Below are 23,469 nucleotides of genomic sequence, written 5' to 3'. Positions count from 1 at the left end.
TTGTATTGAAGGTTGTCATTATGGCCGGCGGTAAGGGCAACCGGTTTTGGCCGAGAAGCACAGAGGAAGTACCCAAGCAATTTCTAGCTCTGACGTCAAACAATACGATGCTTCAGGAAACCTATCAGCGGTTTCTTAGATGGATACCGGCAGCCGACATTTATGTGGCTACGGTCCAAAAGTATACGCAGCTCGTATTGGAGCAGCTAAAGGAACTGGACTCTCGGCAGCTTATTATCGAGCCGGAGCAGAGAGACACCGCACCCTGCATGGCATTGATAGCACGGCATTTTTTGCAAGAGGGTCAGGATGAACCTTTTGTAACGGTTCCCTCCGACCAGTATATCGGAGATGACGAAGCTTACATTCAGGCGATTGAGCAGGCGGTAGAGGCAGCGCGCCAAGAGGGTGTGATTGTGACTCTTGGCATTGTCCCAACACGTCCCGAGACGGGCTACGGCTATATAGAAGCAATAGGAAAGGCTCAGGACGATGGCCGGGCTTACAGAGTTAAACGGTTTATCGAAAAGCCTGACCTGGAGAAGGCGACCAAGCTTGTCCATATGGCGAATGTGTACTGGAACTGCGGTATCTTTGCCTGGAGGCCATCAACCATAGCCGATTATTTGGAACAATTCGAGCCTGATATGTCGCGCTTGATCAGCCTAAGCGACGAACAGCTGGAGCAGCTGTATCCTCTTTTACCCAAGGTGTCGGTGGATTATGCGATTCTGGAGAAGGCCGATTTGATCTACTGTATCCCTGTCCGGTTTGGCTGGGATGATGTAGGGACGTGGACGGCATTGACTCGCCTATATCCAAGTGATGAGCAGGGGAATCTGATCAGCGGATCGGTTCATATGCTTCGTGCAGGAGATAATATTGTTTTTTCAGATAAGCAAAAAACGTTAGTTATAGGGGTTGCCGATTTAATTATCGTTTCTACACCAGAGGGATTGCTGGTATGTCCCAAATCGGATGAGCAAACGATTAAACAGGCTCTGCTGGAGATGGAGCGAATACGAGAGCAACAGCAAGATCCACAATAAGAACCGCAAACATCTGATGAATCCTCCCATTAGTATGGGGGGATTTGTTTGAGTTGTTTATGAAAATGGGGAGCACCTATGTACGAGACGTATGATCTCCACAATTATTGAAGATGTTGGCACGCTTTCTTGCAAAACTCACCATCTCTCAGGAAACAGTGAGTTTTGTATGTGTCTTTGTAATTATATTATCCCAGGTAGCTTTCATAATGATCAATAAACAGCTGTCGGTAATGCTCATACCCTACAAGATTGACTATTCCGCAATCATGGATGCACCATGGTGCAGTCTGGTTCCATACCCCAACCTCATACCCTGCTTTAATCATCTCCAGGCTTTGTGACGTGTCATAAAAAAAAGATCCCGAGAATACATCATCCCGCCAGGACAAGTCGATCTGAGTTGCCATGATCAAACCATCAATCGCCCGAACCCGCTCATACGCTTGTTGAATGGGACGAAATTCAAGTGGATATATACGACCTGAATGGCTGCTGTAGACTTTTCCGTACAAATACGGACTCTCCCACCAAATTCCATTCGGAGGTATTGTTGCAGCTCCAGCAACCCCGACCATTCCCAACTGTTCGTGCTTCTCGAACAACTGAATCAAATCATCCAGAAAATAAGGCTGAAGGATATAGACATCCTGATGGAGGTAAATTTTATACTTGGCCTGACTGCTGTTCATCGCGGTGTTATATCCTCTTGCCATATTTTCCGACTCGGGAATGGAAATCCAATCGATGCTGAAGCCTTCCGGCACGTGGAGACTACGTTGATAGTGGAGGGATTGCTCATATTGAGCGGGGTTGGAAACGCAGGTGATAAAACAGATCTGTTGATCGTTCATATTTGCGCCCCCCGGCGTGCTAATTCAGTGGCCCGGCTACTGTAAATATGCGAAAGAAAGTCTCTCATCGCAAGCACTTCTTGAAAATGGGCATCAACACCTTTGGGGAATAGCACGCCCAGCCCCCAAGAATGCGTAAATTCTATATGAGGGTACTGTACTTTTAGTTGATCCCAAAATTGATGAACGCCGAAATCCTTGAAATAGCAGGATATATCATGGAATAAGACGATCCCATTAGGTGCCACCTTGGGCAGCCATGTATGGTAATCGTGTGATACAGCTTCATAAGTATGATAACCATCAATATGCAGGATTTGAACCGTTTCATCCTCGAAGTCGTTTGCGGCCTCATCAAAGGTTTTGCGGATTAGGCTGGCTTTGTGCGCGTAAAGCTGTTCAGTAACGCGTGATACGGTCGCGTACACCTCATTGGTATAGAGACCGGCATGTGGATCCCCCTCCCACGTATCTACCGCATAACAATCCGTCTGGACCTGATCGTCATCTGCGACTGCCTGACAAAAGCTGAAGAAGGAAGCTCCCCAATGCGTACCCAGCTCAACCAATGTGTCCGGTTTCATAAAGCGTATTAAGTCATAGGCAAAATGACGATGACCGAGCCATGCGGAAATGCTCAAAATCGTGGGATGATAGCATTCATAGGCAAAATCAGGGTTATGGAAAATCCATTTCAATGAGATACACCTCTGCTTTAGGGTTTCGTCCTGCAAGTATGAAAGGACCTTGTTGTAATATATGAACAAGGTATAAAAAAGCAACGGCTCTTAACCGTGCTGCGGAATCCGTGCAGGACGGCTTTTTGCCGTTCCATTCTAACAAGCAGCGGCATAATTTAATACAAGTCTATTGAACTATCAGATAGATAAGAAATTACGGTGAAGGAGCATCCGATTATCCATGCCTAATGATCTGACTGCCGATACCCCCTATATTTCGGGTATGACCTCGATCGTCATTTTAACACGCAATGCCATGGATTATACGAAGCAGTGTATGGACAGCATCATGAAGCATACCCCTGAAAGCTATGAGGTTGTTTTTATTGATAATGGTTCCACGGATGAGACGGTCTCGTATTTGCGAACTATCCGCAACTCCAAGCTTATCGTTAATCGTGAGAATAGGGGGTTCGCATTCGGCTGTAATCAAGGCATGGCTGCAGCTCGAGGTGAATATATCGTACTGCTTAATAACGATACCGTCGTAACCAAAGGATGGCTGACTCATTTGCTGGGTTGGCTGCAAAGAGATGAGTCGATCGGCATCGTGGGACCGCGCTCTAATTTTGTGTTTTCAGCACAGCAAATTCATCCGGTTCCTTATCAAACGATGGAGGGAATGGCACAGTTTGCAGAGCTTTTTACGACGATGTTCGAAGGATCAGGCTTTGAGGCGGAGCGCTTGGTCGGGTTTTGCATGGCTTTCCACCGACGTTTGGTTGAGACGATAGGTGGGCTGGATGACCGATTTTTCCCTGGCTGCTATGAGGATGATGACTTCTGTTTGCGAACGCAAATTAGTGGGAAGAAGCTGTGGATCGCATCGGATTCGTTTATTCATCATCATGGTCACATCAGTTTTCATGCCAACAAGGAGGATATCTTCGGTTCAGTTATGCGTGAGAATGGGATTAAATTTTGGGTTAAATGGGGTCTCACAGACAGGTATGTGGGCTCGGAGATTGTTCAAAGAGAAACACCGTTCCGCAAGGATCGGCACTATGTTCCGCTTGGCAGAAAATAATGGAAAGGCGGCTCTGGACATTGGTTCACCGCATATAAGGAGGATCTTAAATAGATGAAAGCATTAATCACAGGCATCTCCGGTTTTGTAGGCAGTCATTTAGCTGAATATTTATTGAAAAATAATACGGAGGTTTATGGAACTATACGGCATCGCAGCCGGATGAATCATATCCAGCATTTAATGAATGATGTTAATCTGGTGGAGTGTGAGCTCAGAGACCCGTTCTCGGTAGAGAATTTAATTCAGGACGTCAAGCCTGATCTTATTTTCCACCTGGCCGCACAGAGCTTTGTTCCGACTTCATGGAATTCACCTATAGACACCATTCATAATAATGTAGCTGGACAAGTCAATATCTTCGAAGCTGTCCGGCGGTTCAACCTGGATTGTAAAATACAAATTGCCTGCTCCAGTGAGGAGTATGGTTATGTAGATCCAACTGAGGTGCCGATTACCGAGTTAAATCCCATTCGTCCGCTGAGCCCTTATGCCATCAGCAAGGTCGCGCAGGATTATCTGGGGTATCAATATTATAAAAGCTACGGTCTGCATGTCGTTTGTACGCGTACCTTTAATCACACCGGACCCCGGCGCGGTGAAAACTTTGTAACCTCCAACTTCGCCAAACAGATTGCCGAAATTGAAAAAGGACTGAAGGCTCCGGTCTTATATGTAGGCAACCTGCAAGCTCAGCGTGACTTTACCGATGTTCGCGATGTCGTCCACGCTTACTGGCTGGCACTTGAAAAAGGCGACCCGGGTGAAGTTTACAATATTGCATCGGGGTCTTGCTGCACCATTCAGGAAATGCTCAATTTGCTGCTGTCTTTAAGTACGGTTCAGATTGAGATCAAAGAGGATCCAGCCCGTCTGCGTCCATCTGATGTTGAGATTTTATTGGGTGACTACAGCAAGTTCCATAAAAAAACTGGCTGGAAGCCAGAAATTCCTTTCACACAAACGATGGAGGATTTATTGAATTACTGGAGAGCAATCGTATAATTCACATAACAAAAAGGGTCCTGCACAATCAAGTGTGCAGGACCCTTTTTGTTAGCATATCGGATTAATTAGGATCTTCAGGCTGGTAAGGCAGCAGTAATTTCCGATTGCTCAGCATCATTTCATCATCAGGATGGTAGGTAAGAGCAATTTCATTATGATAATGGGATGTGATCATATCCCCTTTCCGATAGTAGCAGATACACAGCTGTACATGGGGGAGCCATGTCCAATAGCCTGATTGCTGCATTCCCCAGCTTTCTTTAGGAGGTTCCAGCGTAGTCGCCATTGAAAGCCAGAAGATCGCTTGATCCAGTGCGTCTCTATGCATGAAATAACGTCCTAATCGAAAGACAGACTCAGCCCTTGGAACCGCGTATTCAAAAGATTTCAGTATAGCCGCCAAAGCTTCATCAATTTTTTCGATCGCTTCATAGCAGTCCGCGATTTTACAGCTGGCTGCCATGACATCCTCGATCCAACCCTGCTTCGTATCCAGAAAAGCCTGGTAATGAGTAATGGCATTCTCGAACTGGCGATGGTCTTTTAATTCGTTGGCATAGTAATACGTTTCACGTGGTGAGAAGGGGGTCTGTTTGGCTCGTTGCTCCTCATAAATATCGAGATTGCGGGTCGTGTGTACTTTTTCTTTTTGATGTGTAACGGCGATAGGGCTGGGAACTATCTTGCCATGGACAGCCAAATACTCATGGACAAAGCCATGCCATTGAAAGCCGCAGGCTCTTCGGACGATCCGATTGCGTTTCATGCTGAAGGTTGGCTTGCCATCGGGTCCGGTGCTCAAATGATAATCCATAGCAAGCGAGTCAATGCTCCTATCAAACGTACTTTTCAGCTGAAGCAGCTTTTCCCTGTCATTCTCCAACAGGACATCGTCGGCATCAAGCCACCATATATATTCCATAGTCGCTAATGAAAAGGAATAATTCCGGGCTGCGGCAAAATCGTTAATCCACTCAAAGTCATATATCTTCGCGTTATATTGCTCAGCAATTTCCTTGGTCCTGTCCGTTGAGCCTGTGTCGACAATAATAATCTCATCTACGAGCGCTTGAACAGAACCCAGACACCTTCCTATTGATTCTTCCTCATTCTTAACAATCATACATAGGCTGATCGTGATCACCGTAGGCACTCCTTTATTGAAAATTCCTATCCTTTATCGTATGCAATCGGTGCTTTTCAGTGACTTTTGCCGTGACGAAGCGTCTGCTAGTCTAATATACTGTAATACTTTGACAAGAGTTGTAATAGGAGTGATTCCCCGTATGAATGCATCTCAATTAAGGAATGGCAGTAAGGAATTTAATAAAAAGATAGAAAAGGGGGAGGGTCTGACTACCTTTGAACTCATTGGCGAGCTTATGGACCTGGAGGAAGAGCTGTTCATCTGGGAGCTGTATAAGCAATTATTGCTCCGTGAGCCGGATGAAGGCGGATTTCATTCCCATCTCACTCAGCTACAAGGAGGATGTCCGAGGCTTGTGCTGATGGATGCTATCTTACAAAGTCAGGAAGCAGCAGCGTTATATGATAAGTCATCCAAGCAATTCTCCGATAAATTCCCGCTGGCCAGAGTGCTTCAGCGACTTGTCCATGCTGATCATAGGGCATTTATTAGAGCATTGTATCAGGAATTTCTCAATCGACAGCCGGATGACCTGGAGCTGCAGAGCTATATACAGCAGCTTGAAGCAGGGACAGCACGCACAGCAATTAGAAGCGGCTTTTTGTTATCTGAGGAGTTTCAGGAATTGTTAAGCAAGTATCATCCCTTTTTGGTGAAAAACTCTTCCTACAATCGTGCAATGAAGCACGCATCTAATGGGTCTATGAAGCATATAGGTGTATTTCTTGGTTATCACCACCCCGTAACACTTTCCGGCGAAGGTATTGGGAGCTTTATCGGCAGGCTGGTGGAAGGTTGGCTGCACAACCGCAGCGATGTCATGGTCCACATTGCCGTAACACACCCAAATAAGGAGCAAGCAGAGCTATTGTTGAGCAAGCAGCTCTCCACATATTCAAACCGGCTATGGATTCACAGCTTTCCGAATATGAGTTGGTTGAACAGGCATCTGGATGTCGATGTTTGGTGTGTTCCTTATGTTGGCTTGAAGTGGGCTTTGGAGCTGAGCAAGCCTTATGTACTTTGTGTGCATGATTTGGTCTATCTGCATTTCAAGGAGCTGTACGCGGACCAGCAACCTGAGTTTCTAACCCACCTGCAGCCGATCGTCGATGCTATGGCTGGCAAGGCCGCCAAGGTTGTCTTTAACTCCAATTACATCCGGGATCATGAAGGTTTGAAATTTCTGAAGCTGCCTTTGCGTCAGACGCGGGTGATTCGTTTGGCACCACCCTTGGAAGAGTACCGGTCGTTCGGTCTACGCTTTGAAAGCACATTCCGGCGCAAGTACAATTTGCACAATCCTTATCTGGTTTTTCCTTCGGTCATGCGTTTGCATAAAAATCATGACCGACTGATCGAGGCATTTCTGAATTTCAAAAAAACGTCTGAAGGCAAAGCTTCAAGACTTCGTTTGGTGTTAACCGATGACTACAGGAACCGCCCCTTTGAACAGAGAATCCGTGCACTTTTGGAGCGTTGTCACAGTCAGGAGGAGCGAAACAGTGTTGTGTTTTTGGGAAGACTCTCTTCGGCTGATCTTCCTTCTTTGTATAAATATGCTGTTGGCACGATTGTCCCCACTCTTTTTGAAGGAAGCTGTCCGTTTCCCATATTGGAATCCCTGACGGTTGATACCCCCGTCGCAATAAGTAGAATTGATGTGGCAACAGAGGTCATAACCGATATGAGTGCTTTTATTTCTTTTGACCCTTACTCTGTGAAAGAGATTGAAGCCGCTATTAGAAAGCTGTGGCGTACTCACGAAGGGCTGGCTCCATTACAAAAAGCTGCGATAAGAGGGGTACTCAGGAGGACATGGTCAGATGCCGCTCGTGAATATGACAGCTTGTTCGATGAAGTGTTGAGCAAGAAGCAATGATAACGAAAGGAAGAGCGGCATGTTATCCAAAACGAAGGTGGTTATTATTGGCTGCGGCGGACATGCCAAGGTTATCATCGACATCCTGAAATCTGATCCAGAGATAGATATTGTTGGTTGTACGGACCCTTATGCCAGGGGCTGGGTCTCTGATATACCGATTCTGGGAGATGATACCATACTGCGAGAATTGTATGATTCGGGAATTCAACATGCTTTTATTGCGATCGGTGATAATACCGTAAGGCAGCGGCTATCCCGCAAAGCTGCCTTCATCGGCTTTCATTTTGTTAACGCAATCAGCCGATTTGCTTACGTGGCATCTTCAGCACAGTTAGGTATGGGTATTGCTATCATGCCTGGTGCGGTCATACAGGCCGATGCACGCATTGGTGATGGGTCCATTATTAATACGAATGCTTCTGTCGACCACGATTGCGAGATCGGGTCTCTATGCCATGCAGCGCCAGGGGTGACTCTCTCAGGGAACGCTGTTATAGGAGAGGGTGTATTTCTTGGAACAGGTACCAAAGTTATCGACGGGATGCATATTGGTGAGTGGTCTATACTGGGTGCAGGAGCCGTTGTGGTCGATGCTATTCCACATCATTGTCTGGCCGTAGGAGTTCCTGCCCGGATTATTAGACAGTGGGATTAAAAAGTTGAATGTAGGTACTTACGCTGAAAGAAAGGCTGTGACCAGCAGCCAATGGCATCGACAAAAGACGTTTCCGACTTGCGGAAACGTCTTTTGTCGATAAGAAGAAAAGAGGATATGTGTGGGCGGTCCGAGTTCAATTATGCAGCACATCAGATAACACCTTTTTGAAGCTGTCACTTATAAAATGTATCTCTTCAGCGGTCAGATTTCCCGAGCTAGGCAAATTAATCCCCTGGGAACTGATCCGGTTGGCTACTGGAAACTCAGATTGAGGCTGCAAATGCTGATAAGGAGGTAAAGCATGCATAGGGTGAAAAAAAGGTCTGGTTTCAATTCCAAGCCTAACCAGCCGTTCTATCATTTCGTCGCGCTGAGCTTCGGTAACGTCATTCAGCAGTACACTGAACAGCCAATATACGTTTTTGGCCCAATCTTTTTGAACGGGCATTGTGAGCGCTGAGCATGATTGAAGCTGGTCTTTATAAAGCTCGGCAATGCGTATTCTTTGCTCAATATGCCATTGTATATTTTCCAATTGTGCACAGCCGATGGCGGCCTGAATATTGGTCATTCTATAGTTATATCCAATAACAGGGTGCCAGTAGCGACGATCGGGATCCATGCCTTGCCCTTTTAACAATCTGATTCTTTGCGTTAATTCGCCATCGTTTGTGGTTACGATCCCACCTTCACCTGTCGTAATGATTTTATTGCCAAATAGGCTGAAAATGGCACTGTGACCTATTGAACCGACTTTTTTTCCTTTATACTCGGCTCCAGTGGCCTCAGCTGCATCTTCAATAACAAATAAACCGTACTTATCAGCGATTTCCATAATAGGGTCCATATCGGCAGGATGTCCATAAAGATGAACAGCAATGATTCCTTTGGTGCGTGGGGTTATTTTCTCTTCAATTAATAGAGGGTTCATATTCCAGGTATCGGGTTCTGCGTCAACGAATACAGGAGTGGCTCCGCAATGTGCTACGGCATTGGCTGTAGCAACGAATGTAAATGAAGGAACGATAACCTCATCATGTACTGTAACCCCGTGTCCCATTAGAGCGAGATGAAGTGCCGTTGTTCCATTGCTGCACGCTATGGCATGCTTGGTTTGAACAAATTGAGCAAATTCCTGTTCGAATTTATGAATGTAGGATCCATTAGAGGAGATCCATGTCGAGTCCAAACAATCCATGACATACTTTTTTTCATTTCCATTCAGTATGGGCTGTGCCACGTTATGAAATTTTTCCATCCCTAATTATTCCTCCTAGTGCATGCTCCGCAGGAAAATGTTTTCCAAACGCGATTCGCGATATCAATCAAGTTATCGTAATATATGCGTTTTCCTGCAAAATGGACTCATGGTGAGGAGGGACATTAAGCCCATTTCTTCCTTTTATCACTTCGTTTTTGCAATGGCTGCTTCCTTGTTAAAAGACACATTTTGCCAAATGTAGGTTCATGACTGCACGACTATTTTCTCCTTGCATGAAGCACAAAACTTGGCATATTGGATACACGTTTCTAAAGTATCATCCGGTTCCATTGGCCACCAGCGGATGGCGCCCATGGGTGCTATCGACGCAAAGATCTCGACTTCAGCAGGAACACGACCTACAACAATGACTTCGATATCGGTAAAGCCAGTCTCTATACCCTTTTGAAGAGTTTTAAGTAATTGAGGGTGCTCCTGTGTAGGGCTGGAGTGGGGAATAGGAAACAGGATCGAAACTCGGGATTCTTGTTCATGAATGATATGCGCAGACTTCCGTGCAGGGTGATCTACAGCTGTCTCCCATATACGACTATACGGTATATCATCAAGTAAACCCAGTTCATCCACTCTCGTGTGAATTCTTTGACTGTAATAGCTGTTCAGTTCGTTGACCAGAATCTGAATCTGCCTATTTCTTTGAAATGTAGAGTTATCTCCATTCTCATTCCGATACTGGATATAGAGTAAATCAGGTATCGCTACAAATCGGGTACAAAGAAACGACCGAACCAACAAATCATAATCGTCTGCAACTAATAATTCTTCGCGGTGTCCTCCAATCTGATGGTAAAAATCCCTCGTCCACGCACGAGGGTGATTCGGTAAACCGACCAAATGTCGAATCGTATTCCCATTAATGGTAGTATGCTTCTGCACATTTTGCCATCGATTCATCGTATGAACCCATACTCGATAATACATACTGTATCCAAAACCACAATCCCAGCCATACCAGTGAGCATGATGGCTCCCTATGTACACCTCTGAACAATCCCCATAAGCAAAGCCACTTTCAGGGTGCTGCTGAAATGTATCGACGATCTTCTTCAGACAGTCAGGAGTCAGCTCGTCATCATGATCAACCTCTACTAAAATATCCCCCGTACATAGACCTGCTGCATACCGCTTGATAGCTCCTATATAGCCACTACGTGAGTCCTGGCGATATCTCCGTACACGGGGATCGTCTAAAGGGAGTAAGTCCTGGTTGTACGTCTCGTCCTCATCACCGGAGTCATCTACAATGACCCATTCCCAATTGGAGTACGTCTGATTCAATAGAGAGCGATAAGGTCGCTGGATTTTGTCTTTGGACCTGTAGCTTGCTGTAAATATAGACACTAAGGGATGATCTGAAGAAAAACGAGTCGGACTTAGGGTTTTATTTTCAGGGAGAGGTTCGGTCTGCTTGAGCCAGCAGTAAAATAATAGGGAGGGTTGAATTTCTTCAGGGGATTTATAATGTAACCAACGTTTCCTCTCCTGAATGGGTAAGGCATTCAATGTCTTAAATGGTTCCCACCCAGTTCCCAAAGAAACATAGACTCGGGGACTCCTGGGATTTATATCCAACACGGCATCCTCAGGTTCATACAACTTCACTGTAATGCTACTTTCAGCCAGTCTGGCTAACATATCTTCCAATCCATCCCAAGAATCATTTTTGGAAAGAAATAGATGAGTTGTCAATAGTGGAGTTTGATTCGCTGACACATTCATCCCCCTTTTAAGATAGTCAACACAAACTTGAGCTTCGTGCTGAGTATAGGTAAGTTGGTATACATCGAATTATATATATCGGAAATATCGGAAAATATGACTCCATGCCAGCTCAATATTATTATTCATCAGTTTGTGTCTATGACCAAAGCGATCGTATTACATATATATATCTAAGGTAAAGAAAGGAGATGACAAAATATTCCATTATGATAAAGATTCCATTTTTACGACCTAATCTGGTCAAGCATGATACGTTGATCCCTTATTTGACAGAGATAGAATCATCTCGAATTTACAGTAATTTCGGCCCCCTCAATACACGCTTTGAACAAAGAGTAATGGATGAATACTTTGACCACCTGGGAGCTGTTACAACAGTTAACAATGCGACCATTGGTTTGATACTGGCTATTTCCCAAAGTAAACGTCCCAAGGGAAAGTATGTTTTGATGCCGAGCTTTACATTTGCTGCTACCCCCTTGGCTGCCATATGGTGTGGCTTGGAACCGTTTTTTGTAGATATTGATTCGGATAACTGGTGTATGGATGAGAAGATGGTTAGTGAGTGCCTGCAAATATTGGGTGATGAAGTGGCTGCTGTTGTCCCATACGCTACCTTTGGAACCCATATGAACCTCGATTTCTATCGACAGATCCATGAATCCGGGATACCTGTGGTTGTAGATGCAGCTGCCAGCTTTGGTGTGACAGATAACCACAATCATTTTGGAAAGGGATTTCCTGGCTGCGTCGTGTATAGCTTTCACGCTACCAAATCGTTTGGTGTTGGAGAAGGAGGGTTAGTATACAGTGCAAATCCTGAGTTAATTTCCCGTATTCGTCAAGCAGAAAATTTTGGGTTTTCTACGAATAGAGAAACGGACTTGCTCGGATTAAATGGAAAAATTTCCGAATATACGGCGGCGATTGCCTTATCCACTCTGGATACTTTTGACGACAAAATAATAGCGAGACAGCAAATTTATACCTGGTACCTCGAACAATTAGATCACAAGGATCTATTAAATAAGGGCTGGGCCGTTCAAAAGACTGTAGGGGTAATTCCTTATCAATTTATGTCGATGTGCTGCCCGGATGGTCTACACAATCGTGACATCATTCACTCACTCGCGAGTCAAAACATCGAAGCACGTACTTATTTTGCTCCTCCTTGTCATCAGCACCCACTTTTGAATGGGTATCCACACACACCTTTGCCAGTTACAGAGCAAATATCCAATCGCATCGTAAGCTTACCTCTATGGGAAGAAATGACCAATCAAGATGTTCGTTTAATTGTAGAAGGGATGGTTCCATCATAAAGTCACTTGTGATATGGGGATGTGGAGGTCATGGCCGCGAGGTTCTTCACCTTTGTGAGCAAATCGGAATTGAAGTGATGGGATTTCTGGATGAACGACCTGAATATAAAGGGCAGATCATAGATGATATTCCGGTGTTAGGGGATCTGCCAGATATCTCTTCATTACAAGAGAAGGTAAGGATTGTATGCGCTGGAGTGGGCAGTCCAAGTTTAAAGAAACGATTAGTGGAAAAAACGAAAAAATTAGGTTTTCAGTTTGCAGAAACGTTGGTACATCCTTCTGTATTCATGTCTAAACGAAATCGTTTAGGAATCGGTAACGTCATTTGTGAAGGAACGATATTAACCACAAACGTGGTAATAGAGAATTTCGTTATTATAAACCGAAGCGTGAATATCAGTCACGATGATCGAATCGAGGATTATGTGACGATTGCTCCCGGTGTCCAAATCGCAGGGAATGTTACGATTCATGAAGGGGCGTATATCGGGATTGGTTCTTCCATCCGTGAAAAAACGACGATTGGACCCTGGTCCGTCATTGGTGGAGGTTCCTTTGTAAAGGAGAACGTGCCAGAGCAAACCTTGTACGCTGGAGTACCTGCTAAATTCAAAAAAAATTTGCTATGAGCCGGAGAAAGGAGGAATTAACGTGGACCTTCCGTTAGTCAGTGTCGTCATACCTGCGTACAACCGACCGCATACTTTGCAAATAGCGATCGAAAGTGTATTGGAGCAAACCTACCCGAATATCGAAATCATTATCTGCGATGATAGTACAGATGATCGAGTACAAGAAATGATGGTTCCTTATTTACATTCATTTCCTCAGATCAAGTATCATCGAAATGAACGAAATTTGTTTCTTGCAAATTGGCACAAATGTTATGATCTGGCTTCAGGCGAGTATATCAATTACTTGATGGACGATGATGTTTTTCATCAAGATAAAATCAAGAAAATGATGTATTTTTTTAATGAATTTGACAACATTAGCCTTGTCACATCTTATCGACAAACCATCGATGAATCAGGTCAGTTTCTCCCTCCTATCCATGCTACAGCTAGACTATACCAAGAAACAAGGATAATGGATGGAAAAATGTTGGGCAATGTTGCATTAGCCTGTTGTCTCAATGTTATCGGTGAACCTACAACGGTAATGTTTAGAAAAAAAGATCTTACCGAGCTATATGGAGTATACAAGGGGAAGCAATATTCTCTTATCAATGATATGGCTGCCTGGTTATTATTGTTATCCAAAGGAAACGCTGTGTATATTTCAGAAGCTTTGAGTTATTTTCGAAGACACCCGAATCAAAATAACAATACGATGGGTTTACAAGCATTTAGTGAATGGTTAGATATTACGATTGCTTCACGAGAAGATGGATTTTTGAATACGAATGAGTTATATAGGACTGCTCTGGAGTCTTATCGTGGACGAGTAGGGGATCATCATCAATTTGTAGGAGATATCGCACGAATAGAAATGATTCTGGCAACCTTGGACTAAAAGTTAGGCTGTATGACGATCCTGTCCATAGAATTGAAAAGCTCCAGACTACCTGACGCCAATAGAACCTGGCAGTCAGGTAGTTTTGGTTTTTGCGCTAATGCTTGGCCCTGAGCCGGGGCAGATTACTCCTTATATCGATTTGTCTCATTCTAGCGGAATTGGTTGAGCAACATTATGAAATTTGACTCTATCTATTAAATTCCGCTGGGGCCTGTTTCGCTGGATAATGAACTCGGAATGAGGTTCGCGATGACAATCAAGTTACCGTAATATATACGTTTTCCATTAAAACCGATTCATGAAGTGCATGGTTAACAAAGCCCTTTTTTTCTATTTTATGTCATTTTATATTAATAGCCTGAGTCATTTACCGTATCCATAAAAAATCAAATTCATATACTTTATTAGATTCATAAGAAAGGGGTAAATGAAATGGCAGATGGACAGACGGGCCAAACCGGTCAGACAGGTCAGACAGGTCAGACAGGTCAGACAGGTCAGACTGGACAGACAGGTCAGACAGGTCAGACAGGACAGACGGGACAGACAGGTCAGACTGGTCAAACAGGTCTGACAGGTAAGACCGGATTGACGGGTAAAACGGGTCCTGCAGGTCCAAGAGGTCCAAGAGGAGCAACAGGTCCTTATGGCGAAGGAGGAACTGGTGCAACAGGCGCTCAAGGACCTCAAGGACCTCGAGGCATTCAAGGCACTCAAGGGCCTCAAGGAGCAACAGGTCCTTATGGCGAAGGAGCTACAGGAGCTACAGGCGTCCAAGGACCTCAAGGACCTCAAGGTACTCAAGGAACAACAGGCGCTCAAGGTACTCAAGGAACAACAGGTGCTCAAGGTACTCAAGGAACAACAGGTGCTCAAGGTGCTCAAGGACCTTCAGGAGGACCTCAAGGACCTCAAGGCCCACAAGGCACTCAAGGCGTACAAGGCCCACAAGGAGCAACAGGAGCTCAAGGTCCACAAGGCACTCAAGGAGTAACAGGTGCTCAAGGAACTCAAGGCCCACAAGGCACTCAAGGAGCTGTAGGACCTCAAGGTCCACAAGGCACTCAAGGAGTCGCAGGCCCACAAGGCGTACAAGGCCCGCAAGGAGCAACAGGGGCACAGGGTCCACAAGGTGATCAAGGAGCCGCAGGACCTCAAGGCGTACAAGGCCCGCAAGGAGCAACAGGGGCGCAGGGTCCACAAGGTGATCAAGGAGCTGCAGGCCCACAAGGCGTACAAGGCCCACAGGGTGATCAAGGCATTGTAGGACCTCAGGGGGCACAGGGTCCACAAGGCACTCAAGGAGTCGCAGGCCCACAAGGCGTACAAGGCCCACAAGGAGCAACAGGGGCACAGGGTCCACAAGGCACACAAGGAGTCGCAGGCCCCCAAGGCGTACAAGGCCCACAAGGAGCAACAGGGGCACAAGGTCCACAAGGTGATCAAGGAGCCGCAGGACCTCAAGGCGTACAAGGCCCACAGGGTGATCAAGGAATTGTAGGGCCTCAGGGGGCACAAGGCCCACAAGGCACTCAAGGAGTTGCAGGACCACAAGGCGTACAAGGCCCACAAGGAGCAACAGGGGCGCAAGGTCCACAAGGTGATCAAGGAGCCGCAGGACCTCAAGGCGTACAAGGCCCACAAGGAGCAACAGGGGCGCAAGGCCCACAAGGTGATCAAGGAGCCGCAGGACCTCAAGGCGTACAAGGCCCGCAAGGAGCAACAGGAGTTCAAGGAGCACAAGGCCCACAAGGCACTCAAGGAGTTGCAGGACCACAAGGCGTCCAAGGTCCGCAAGGAGCAACAGGAGTCCAAGGAGCCCAAGGTCCACAAGGAGCAACAGGGGTCCAAGGAGCTCAAGGCCCACAAGGCGATCAAGGAACAGCAGGCCCGCAAGGCGTCCAAGGTCCGCAAGGAGCAACAGGAGTCCAAGGAGCTCAAGGCCCACAAGGCACACAAGGAGTCGCAGGCCCGCAAGGCGTCCAAGGTCCACAAGGAGCAACAGGAGTCCAAGGAGCTCAAGGCCCACAAGGCGATCAAGGAACAGCCGGCCCACAAGGCGTCCAAGGTCCACAAGGAGCGACAGGAGTCCAAGGAGCTCAAGGCCCACAAGGCGATCAAGGAACAGCAGGCCCGCAAGGAGTCCAAGGCCCACAAGGAGCAACAGGAGTCCAAGGAGCCCAAGGGCCACAAGGAGCAACAGGAGTCCAAGGAGCCCAAGGACCACAAGGAGCAACAGGAGTCCAAGGAACTCAAGGCCCGCAAGGCAATCAAGGACCAAGTACGGGTGCTATTATTCCATATGCATCAGGGCTTCCAGTTTCACTGGTTTCTGCTTTGTTGGGAGCTGCGGGTACAACAGGGCTGATTGGGTTTGGATCATCGGAGACCAATGCTAATGTTCTTGGCGGTACAATAGATCTCACTGGCGCAGGTGGCACTCTTATTAACTTTGCATTTTCTGTTCCTCGTGCCGGGACGATTACAGGAATCACAGCGTACTTCAGTACTCCTTTAGCAATAACTGCTCTGGCACTTGGGCCATTAAACGTTACAGCAGAATTATATATTTCCACTACACCTAATAATAGTTTTGTTGCAATTCCAGGCACTTTAGTCACATTAGCTCCAGCTCTTACACCTGCACTAATAACATTTATAATTCCTCCTACAATTAGTACGGGTTCTTTAACTGGATTGAGTATACCAGTAAGTCAAGGAAATCGTCTGTTAATGGTATTTTCGGTAGTGGCACCTGTTGGAAGTCTTAATATCGCTGTTGTTGTACCAGGTTATGCGAGTGCGGGTATAACTATCGAATAGTTAATATTTTGGTATTGCAAATGCTCAGTAGAGCCAGATTCCTAGAGTCGAGTATAAGCCATACAATAAAAGTATTTCTGAAGAACAAGCCAATAAGCTTGTTCTTTTTTTGCTCCAGGCACCCGTATCGTGTTGTTACGGGGGAATGCAACCGCTCATCATTGTCAGATAAGATGATTATATCAATACGACAAAAAAATGACCGCCATATGGCGATCATTCGGTCTTGCAGTGTATGAACTTACACGCTGCCGTTCGGATCAAAATCGACGAAGAATTCACCCGGAAGAATAGGAAGCTTATGCTTCAATCTCAAACCGCCCGTGCCATCATCCAACACAACTGTCATATGTGCATCGGATAAGCGTACTTCGATTTCGAATGCATCGTGCGCAACTGCAGTTGCCGTCAATCGGAAATTGACCGCGCCGTTGGCTCCGACAGTTGCGAGCACTTCGTCAAGCAGAATCTTGGGGCTGAGACCATTCGATGTGTTCCACAGCAAGGCACGGAATGTTTGAATAGCTTCCGTTCTGTTATCGACATTAACTCGAATATGGTCGCCCACATGCAATTTGTTAGAAATAGAGCCGGTGGAGTATACAGTAACTGCCATAGTAATTCACCTCCTCCCGCTTTACATATAATAGTAAATGCAGCGAGAGGGGGACTTGTTCGGGCATTACTCCGAGGGTATTCCTACATTTTCAAGCAGCTAGACTAATCCGAGACTTCGCAGACGTTCTTTAACCATTTGGCCTACTACTTGTGGCGAATACTCGTTGCGGATGGTCTGTTGACCATTAGCAGCTATCGAATGGCGCCATTCCGGATTGTTAACGAGATTATGCATGAGCTGTGCTGCATGATGCACATCAGGCTCTGCCCAAGTTTGATAGGCTTTATAAGGTCCCCAATCCTGGCCTACCTGTACGAGCTGATAATTAACGGGACAGGAATTGGTTGGGTTCATAAAGTCCGTATTACCTGACCAGTTCGTTGCAACGACCGGTTTCCCCAAATACATCGCTTCCGCGAGACCAAGTCCGAAGCCCTCCGAACGGTGCAGGGAAACAAAGCAGTCTGTACATTGAAGCAAGGAATTAACCTCTACACGTGATAGAATACGATCGATGATATATATATTGCTGTGTCCACTGACCAGCTCTCGCAGTCCCTCCAGATCTGAAGGCTGGAAGCTCATATTATTGATTTTCAAGACAAGGCCGACATTCGGATTATTCATTTCAAAAGCAAGCTTGAATGCTTCAATGACAGCTTGAGGGTTCTTTCTCGCTGTATGGCTCTGAACGTCATACATCATATAAAAGAGGAACTGGTTGCTCGGAAGTCCAAACGTGTCTCGGTTAATGTCCGGCGAAACCTCGACTTCGATTCCATGTGGAATACGGACGACAGGTACCGGAGATTTTTTGGATACGGATTCGTGTACGAAGCTGGTCGGTACCCAAACCTCATTGACCAGATCAAATCCTGGCAAGTTTTCGTCCGGGAAGTCGGGCAGCTCCCAGTGCCAAAATCCGATATTGTAGCGACCTTGAAAAAGTTCTTGACCAAAATGCATTTGTGCATGAAGAAGGGAATCGCCATTCATATGAAGGATGTTTGTATTGTAAGCGGGATGCTGCGTTTCTTTATGAGCCCAGGTCGTATCGTCCATACGGCTTGCGACATTTAAGGGGAAGTCGAGGATGCCAAAAGGGACATCCGTTGTTTGAATCGCCCGAGCCGCCAGACGCGCAGATTCTCCAAGCCCAATTTCAGCACGGATAAAACCAATCAAGTTAATGCCGGGTGCATTTCCTGGTCCGACAGAGGGAGGCGCAGCCGGTGGTGGGACTGCTTCTACAACAGCTGCCTGTGGAGGGACAGGAGAACGTTTCTTTCGTCTGGCTTTCAATCTTTTTTTCTTGAATCTTCTGTGTTTTCTTGAAAGCTTCCATTTTCTCCTACGGAGGCCTTTTTTACGTTTCATTCTGATTTTTCGTCTAACTTTCAGCTTGCCTTTTCGTTTTAACCTTCTTAATTTTAATTTCCCTTTTAATCGGGTTTTGATTCTGTGTTTTTTTCTTCTAAGTCTGAGTTTTCTTTTAAGCTTTTTACCGGAACGATCGGCTGCTGCCAGAGACCTCTTTTTCTTCCTTACTTTAATGGCTAAAGTCATGATTGTCACCCTTTCCGGGGAAGCATTTGTTGGCATTCTTATAGAATACCTGCTTTTCAACGAGGCTTTGTATGCGCAAACCAGCTTGTGGGACGGATAGAAGGCAGCAGTGGATATGCACTTGACTCCATACTATGCAGGCGTAGTGAACGACTTATAGACCCTTGACCCCTACTCGTAAAAAACGGCGTTTGACTATGGCGAAGGGAAGGAAAGTCTTCTTCAATGTTTGGTTCTGGACGGGCTTTTCGCCCGATTTTACGGCCTATGGAACGAATGCCCTGTTTCACCTGACGGATAGACATAAGATGGAGAAGGAGAAGAGACTACTAGCCTGGAACAGGAGTTGGGAATTCATGAAAAAGCCGCTGCGACAAACTCTTGTCCGAAATGCCTCGAAGCCTAAGGTTTCGATTATCATTCCGGTATTCAATGAGAAAAGAACATTGGCGCGCGTTATCCAACAAGCTTATGCCGTTCATAAGGCTTGCGAGGTTATTGTCGTATGCAATGGCTCCAAGGATGGGACGAAGCAGTTGGCCAGAAGACTTGGTGCAATCGTAATCGAGTTCAAGGAGCAGTTGGGACATGATGTTGGCAGAAGCATCGGGGCGAGGGTGGCTAAGGGTGATGTGATCCTGTTTCTGGATGGGGATATGGTCATTTCGGCACGTGAGCTGCGGCCTTTTGTGAAAGCTGTGAGTGATGGAGTCGATGTGGCGCTGAATAGCTACTCCGGGCTAACAAACCGAAAAGAGATCCATCAGGTTGTGGCTGCCAAGCATGCTTTGAATGCAATATTAGGCAGAGCTGACTTGAAAGGGGCTTCGATGACGACGATACCCCATGCCATTAGCAGAAAGGCATTACACGAGATTGAAGCAGAGAATCTGGCTGTGCCACCTAAATCACAGGCGATAGCCCATGCGACCAAGCTCCGTATGGAGGCTGTTCATTATATTAACGTATTGAAGCTGAATCCGCTGCGTCGTAAAAGTCGAAAGCTGGATCCCGTTGGCGATTTAATAGTAGGAGATCATCTGGAGGCCATTTATTGGCTGACACTACAGCATGGGGAACGTTACGGTAAAACAGATATGGGCAGAAAGAGAGAGCTGGTGAGGTGATAAATATGAAGCTTCGCAAAAGTAAGGGTATTATTGCTGAAAGCAGCATGAAGCGAAAAGCTGTCTCGAGCCGGAATGGCCGGTTAAGACGTCCACTGGGAGCGCTCCGGCCGAGGAGTAAAAAAAGCTCGTTAAAATTTGCGCTGCGATCATTGCCTCGTACTCCTGTAGATTGGAAAGCGTGGGGCGAACAAGCAGGTCGAGAAGATGCGCTGCATGATCCAAAGCCTGAGGACGGCAACCAGAAAAAATTGTTAAATGACCTATGGGTGACGAGAATCAAGCAGAAACCATTTAACGATAGAGCATGGAAGCATTATTGGGAAGCGGTAAAAGGTTATCTTATTGGTTACAGTCTTGTGTCAGGCATTAATGTTAAAGACTGGATGCTGCTCCCAACCCAGCGTACAGTGAGCGTCGTGATCTCCGTAATGAATGAGGAAGCAACGGTGATGAACGTGCTGCATCAGCTTCAACGGATGCCATTGGAGGAAATCATAGTCGTCGTGAACGGCTCTGGTGATTCGACCTTCCAGAAGGTTCGAAAAGGATCGAATGCGATAGTTGTCCATTACTCCGAGCCTTTGGGCTATGATGTGGGTCGGGCTGTTGGGTCAAAGCTTACGGGTGCTGATATTGTTCTGTATGTGGATGGCGATATGACCGTTGCTGCTGAACAATTGATTCCGTTTATAGCTGCTATTGAGCGGGGGGCGGACGTGGCACTGAATCACATCTCGCCTTACCTGAAGACATATACGCATTGGGATGGGGTTAGTAAGGTGAAAAAGCTGATCAATGTCTCGCTGTGTCGATCTGATCTGGGTGCCGATTCGCTAACAGCGGTGCCTCATGCATTATCGCGCAAAGCTCTGGATACGATTGGCATAGAGCAGTTGATGGTGCCGCCTAAAGCCCAGGCGCTGGCACTTGCCAAAGGACTGGTTGTAACCGCTCCTTGGAGTGTAGATGTGATTACAACAAACAGAGTCAATCAACATAACGCAGGTGCACATAATTCTGTGTCCGATATGATCATCGGGGATCATATTGAAGCGCTCCATGCCGTACAGAAACTGGGCGGGGCAAGGCTGTCCTTTACCGATCTCATTCGAAAAAGATCTTATCTGGCGTAAGGAAGGAGGCTCACAAGAATGAAGATGACGAGTATGATTATCTCTAATAGAAACGGACTTCCTTTACTGCGGCGATGTATTCATTCCATTCAGAAATATACTGATATCCCCTACGAAATTATTGTGGTCGACGGCGGTTCCACGGACGGCTCCGTCGAGTACTGCCGCCAGCAGCAGGTACGCTTCATCTCTACTCCGTCCAGTCGTGGATTTACGAGATCGCACAATCTGGGACTGCATCTCGGCAGTGGAGATGCGCTGCTGCTGCTGAACAATGATGTTGTGGCTTCTCCCCGTTGGCTCTCCAACCTGTTGAACTGCCTTTACAGCAGTGAGGAGATCGGAATTGTTGGCCCTGTAACCCGTCCTACAAGCAGTAAGCAAATGGCGGATATGCCAATTAGCACCCCTAAGCATTCGCCCGAAATGATCAACTTACCCGATTCACGGAAATGGCAGTCGGTTGAAAGACTGGCTGGATTTTGCTTTTTAATCAAAAGAGAGCTTGTAGAGCGTATTGGCTTTCTCGACGAACAGTTTCCACCAGGTTACTTTGAAGATGATTACTGTTACAGGGCACGTTTGAGTGGTTATCGCTTACTGATGGCCGGCGATACGTTTGTATTTGATCTGGGTAATGCCAGTCATAATAAAGAAGACAACCAGCAGGTCCTAAATCAGGATAACCCAAACGAGCATAAATTTGTGCAAAAGTGGGGTGTTGATCCCCGAAGCTTCGTGAGAATCGAAGGGGGCGATACGGCTTGAAAACGAAGCGAAGTGTACGTAAAGTAGCGCTCAAATCAAAATTGAAGAGCGGAAAGAAAACCCGATGGAAAATCAGGCGGAAGATCCAATCGATCATTCCGCACAACCCTATAACCAATGGTTATGAAATAGGTCGACGGGATGGCTACACACATGGGACCCAATACGGGTTTCATCTGGGAGGCTGCGAGGCAGTTATGGGTAAGGGAGCCCCGGAACCGGAGGCTCATTGGGATGTACACGTTTTTTATGTGAAGGAAGGTTTTGTTTCCCTTGATGATGGGATTATTGCAGCCCTCCAAAAATTAGTCAGGGTGGTCACCCCACTTCATGAGGGAGAGGATGCTGCTTCGATGGCAGCACAGCTTCGCCCTGATCTGGTTATCGCCTTAAACGGAACCCGATTCCCTTCTGCACAGGTTGACGCTTTGCGGGCGCAGGGGATTCGAACGGTCGTATGGACGGTAGACGATCCGTATCATTCAGACATTAGTGCTGTACTTGCCCCGCATTATGACATCGTGTTTACACATGAGATGAATTGTGTTGCCTGGTATAAAGAGCTCGGCTGTGCGCAGGTTCATTACCTTCCGCTTGCTGCAGCGATGCACTTGTATGCGCCGAAGAGAGTAGAGATGACCTATCATACCGATATTTGTTTTATAGCCAACGGATTTTGGAATCGTATCGCGTTTATTGAACAGGTAGCCCCTTTTTTGGCTCAGAAAAAGACGATGATCGCTGGCTGGTGGTGGGACCGTCTGGGAAATTACGAGCTGCTCAGGGATAAAATCAAACCGAACATCAATTGGATGCCTCCTGAGGAAACAGCGAGCTTTTATAACGGAGCAAAGATCGTCATCAATCTGCACCGCTCGGATCAAGACCCCGCTAACTTTAATAGTAGAGGCATTATTGGACATTCAATCAATCCTCGTACGTACGAAATATGTGCAAGCGGTGCTTTTCAGCTAACGGATTCACGAACGGATTTGCCGCAGCTATACGTACCCGGACGAGAGATTGCAACCTATGAGTCGCCGCAGGATTTTATTGAAAAAGCCAGCTATTATCTGGAGCATGATGAAGAGCGGGAGGCTATTGCGTTTCGTGGGCTGCGCCGTACGATGGAGCAGCATACTTACAGCAAAAGGCTGCTGACGATGCTGCAGCTACTGTTCCCATAATAGCGGAAAGGGGGGAGATGACGATGAA

Annotated in this window: 20 protein-coding genes; 13 read left to right on the top strand and 7 right to left on the bottom strand. The window is 46.4% G+C overall.

Features of this window, described 5'->3' with window-relative positions; translation table 11 throughout:
* Nucleotides 1-5 precede the first annotated feature (5 nt).
* Nucleotides 6-1,049 carry a mannose-1-phosphate guanylyltransferase gene (locus BK127_RS16245; protein ID WP_076231994.1) on the top strand — a complete coding sequence of 348 codons (1,044 nt, stop codon included), beginning with the start codon at nt 6-8 and terminating at the stop codon, nt 1,047-1,049.
* 188 nt (nt 1,050-1,237) lie between these two features.
* Here the strand turns inward: BK127_RS16245 and BK127_RS16240 are convergent, their stop codons facing one another.
* Both BK127_RS16240 and BK127_RS16235 read right to left on the bottom strand, forming a co-directional pair.
* Nucleotides 1,238-1,903, bottom strand: coding sequence for a glycosyltransferase family protein (locus BK127_RS16240; RefSeq protein WP_076231991.1), 666 nt, complete (start codon nt 1,901-1,903; stop codon nt 1,238-1,240).
* Complete coding sequence (locus tag BK127_RS16235) at nt 1,900-2,601, bottom strand: class I SAM-dependent methyltransferase (protein WP_076231989.1); 702 nt, start codon at nt 2,599-2,601, stop codon at nt 1,900-1,902. Before BK127_RS16235 ends, BK127_RS16240 begins: the two co-directional genes overlap by 4 nt.
* A gap of 223 nt (nt 2,602-2,824) precedes the next feature.
* Here BK127_RS16235 and BK127_RS16230 point away from each other — a divergent pair, with 223 nt between their 5' ends.
* Together BK127_RS16230 and BK127_RS16225 are read left to right on the top strand one after the other, a co-directional pair.
* Nucleotides 2,825-3,670: a glycosyltransferase family 2 protein gene (locus BK127_RS16230; RefSeq protein WP_256711341.1), complete on the top strand. Its 846-nt coding sequence runs from the start codon at nt 2,825-2,827 to the stop codon at nt 3,668-3,670.
* Between the two features lie 54 nt (nt 3,671-3,724).
* Complete coding sequence (locus tag BK127_RS16225) at nt 3,725-4,675, top strand: GDP-mannose 4,6-dehydratase (RefSeq protein ID WP_076231986.1); 951 nt, start codon at nt 3,725-3,727, stop codon at nt 4,673-4,675.
* Between the two features lie 64 nt (nt 4,676-4,739).
* Here BK127_RS16225 and BK127_RS16220 read toward each other — a convergent pair whose 3' ends face one another.
* Nucleotides 4,740-5,822, bottom strand: a complete 1,083-nt coding sequence (locus BK127_RS16220) for a tetratricopeptide repeat-containing glycosyltransferase family 2 protein (protein ID WP_076231984.1) — start codon at nt 5,820-5,822, stop codon at nt 4,740-4,742.
* A gap of 142 nt (nt 5,823-5,964) precedes the next feature.
* On the opposite strand from BK127_RS16220, the gene BK127_RS16215 reads away from it, so the two are divergent.
* A complete protein-coding gene (locus BK127_RS16215) occupies nt 5,965-7,707 on the top strand; it encodes a DUF4214 domain-containing protein (RefSeq protein ID WP_179097507.1) in 1,743 nt (580 codons plus the stop codon).
* Between the two features lie 19 nt (nt 7,708-7,726).
* The gene (locus BK127_RS16210) at nt 7,727-8,365 is read left to right on the top strand and encodes an acetyltransferase (RefSeq protein WP_076231981.1); all 639 of its coding nucleotides are present in this window, start codon (nt 7,727-7,729) and stop codon (nt 8,363-8,365) included.
* 136 nt (nt 8,366-8,501) lie between these two features.
* Here BK127_RS16210 and BK127_RS16205 read toward each other — a convergent pair whose 3' ends face one another.
* Together BK127_RS16205 and BK127_RS16200 are read right to left on the bottom strand one after the other, a co-directional pair.
* Entirely contained in the window at nt 8,502-9,626 is a 1,125-nt protein-coding gene (locus tag BK127_RS16205; protein WP_076231979.1) for a DegT/DnrJ/EryC1/StrS family aminotransferase, read from the bottom strand.
* Between the two features lie 207 nt (nt 9,627-9,833).
* Nucleotides 9,834-11,363: a glycosyltransferase gene (locus tag BK127_RS16200; protein ID WP_076231976.1), complete on the bottom strand. Its 1,530-nt coding sequence runs from the start codon at nt 11,361-11,363 to the stop codon at nt 9,834-9,836.
* A 215-nt stretch (nt 11,364-11,578) separates the two neighbouring features.
* Between BK127_RS16200 and BK127_RS16195 the strand changes: the two genes are divergently transcribed.
* The 4 genes from BK127_RS16195 (at nt 11,579) to BK127_RS16180 (ending at nt 17,038) form a co-directional block, all read left to right on the top strand.
* The gene (locus BK127_RS16195; RefSeq protein WP_076231973.1) at nt 11,579-12,694 is read left to right on the top strand and encodes an aminotransferase class I/II-fold pyridoxal phosphate-dependent enzyme; all 1,116 of its coding nucleotides are present in this window, start codon (nt 11,579-11,581) and stop codon (nt 12,692-12,694) included.
* A gap of 8 nt (nt 12,695-12,702) precedes the next feature.
* Nucleotides 12,703-13,326, top strand: coding sequence for an acetyltransferase (locus BK127_RS16190; protein ID WP_305954305.1), 624 nt, complete (start codon nt 12,703-12,705; stop codon nt 13,324-13,326).
* Nucleotides 13,327-13,348: 22 nt separating this feature from the next.
* Nucleotides 13,349-14,212, top strand: a complete 864-nt coding sequence (locus BK127_RS16185) for a glycosyltransferase family 2 protein (protein ID WP_076231970.1) — start codon at nt 13,349-13,351, stop codon at nt 14,210-14,212.
* A 435-nt stretch (nt 14,213-14,647) separates the two neighbouring features.
* Nucleotides 14,648-17,038, top strand: coding sequence for an exosporium glycoprotein BclB-related protein (locus BK127_RS16180; protein WP_076231968.1), 2,391 nt, complete (start codon nt 14,648-14,650; stop codon nt 17,036-17,038).
* Nucleotides 17,039-17,279: 241 nt separating this feature from the next.
* Here the strand turns inward: BK127_RS16180 and BK127_RS16175 are convergent, their stop codons facing one another.
* Complete coding sequence (locus BK127_RS16175) at nt 17,280-17,654, bottom strand: hypothetical protein (RefSeq protein WP_076231965.1); 375 nt, start codon at nt 17,652-17,654, stop codon at nt 17,280-17,282.
* Nucleotides 17,655-17,753: 99 nt separating this feature from the next.
* Entirely contained in the window at nt 17,754-18,959 is a 1,206-nt protein-coding gene (locus BK127_RS16170) for a glycosyltransferase family 4 protein (protein WP_256711340.1), read from the bottom strand.
* 620 nt (nt 18,960-19,579) lie between these two features.
* Here BK127_RS16170 and BK127_RS16165 point away from each other — a divergent pair.
* From BK127_RS16165 to BK127_RS16150, 4 genes are read left to right on the top strand one after another with little or no spacing between them, the layout of a single operon-like run.
* On the top strand, nt 19,580-20,350 hold the full coding sequence (locus tag BK127_RS16165) for a glycosyltransferase family 2 protein (RefSeq protein ID WP_076231962.1): 771 nt from the start codon (nt 19,580-19,582) through the stop codon (nt 20,348-20,350).
* A gap of 5 nt (nt 20,351-20,355) precedes the next feature.
* A complete protein-coding gene (locus BK127_RS16160) occupies nt 20,356-21,486 on the top strand; it encodes a glycosyltransferase family 2 protein (protein ID WP_083689359.1) in 1,131 nt (376 codons plus the stop codon).
* A gap of 18 nt (nt 21,487-21,504) precedes the next feature.
* The gene (locus tag BK127_RS16155) at nt 21,505-22,254 is read left to right on the top strand and encodes a glycosyltransferase family 2 protein (RefSeq protein WP_076231960.1); all 750 of its coding nucleotides are present in this window, start codon (nt 21,505-21,507) and stop codon (nt 22,252-22,254) included.
* Entirely contained in the window at nt 22,251-23,441 is a 1,191-nt protein-coding gene (locus BK127_RS16150) for a CgeB family protein (RefSeq protein WP_083689358.1), read from the top strand. The genes BK127_RS16155 and BK127_RS16150 overlap by 4 nt, the downstream gene beginning before the upstream one ends.
* Nucleotides 23,442-23,469 lie beyond the last annotated feature (28 nt).

It is taken from the genome of Paenibacillus sp. FSL H7-0331 (genome assembly GCF_001956045.1).
Note: the sequence above shows the minus strand (reverse complement) of the source record. Positions and strands in the feature narration are given on the sequence as shown.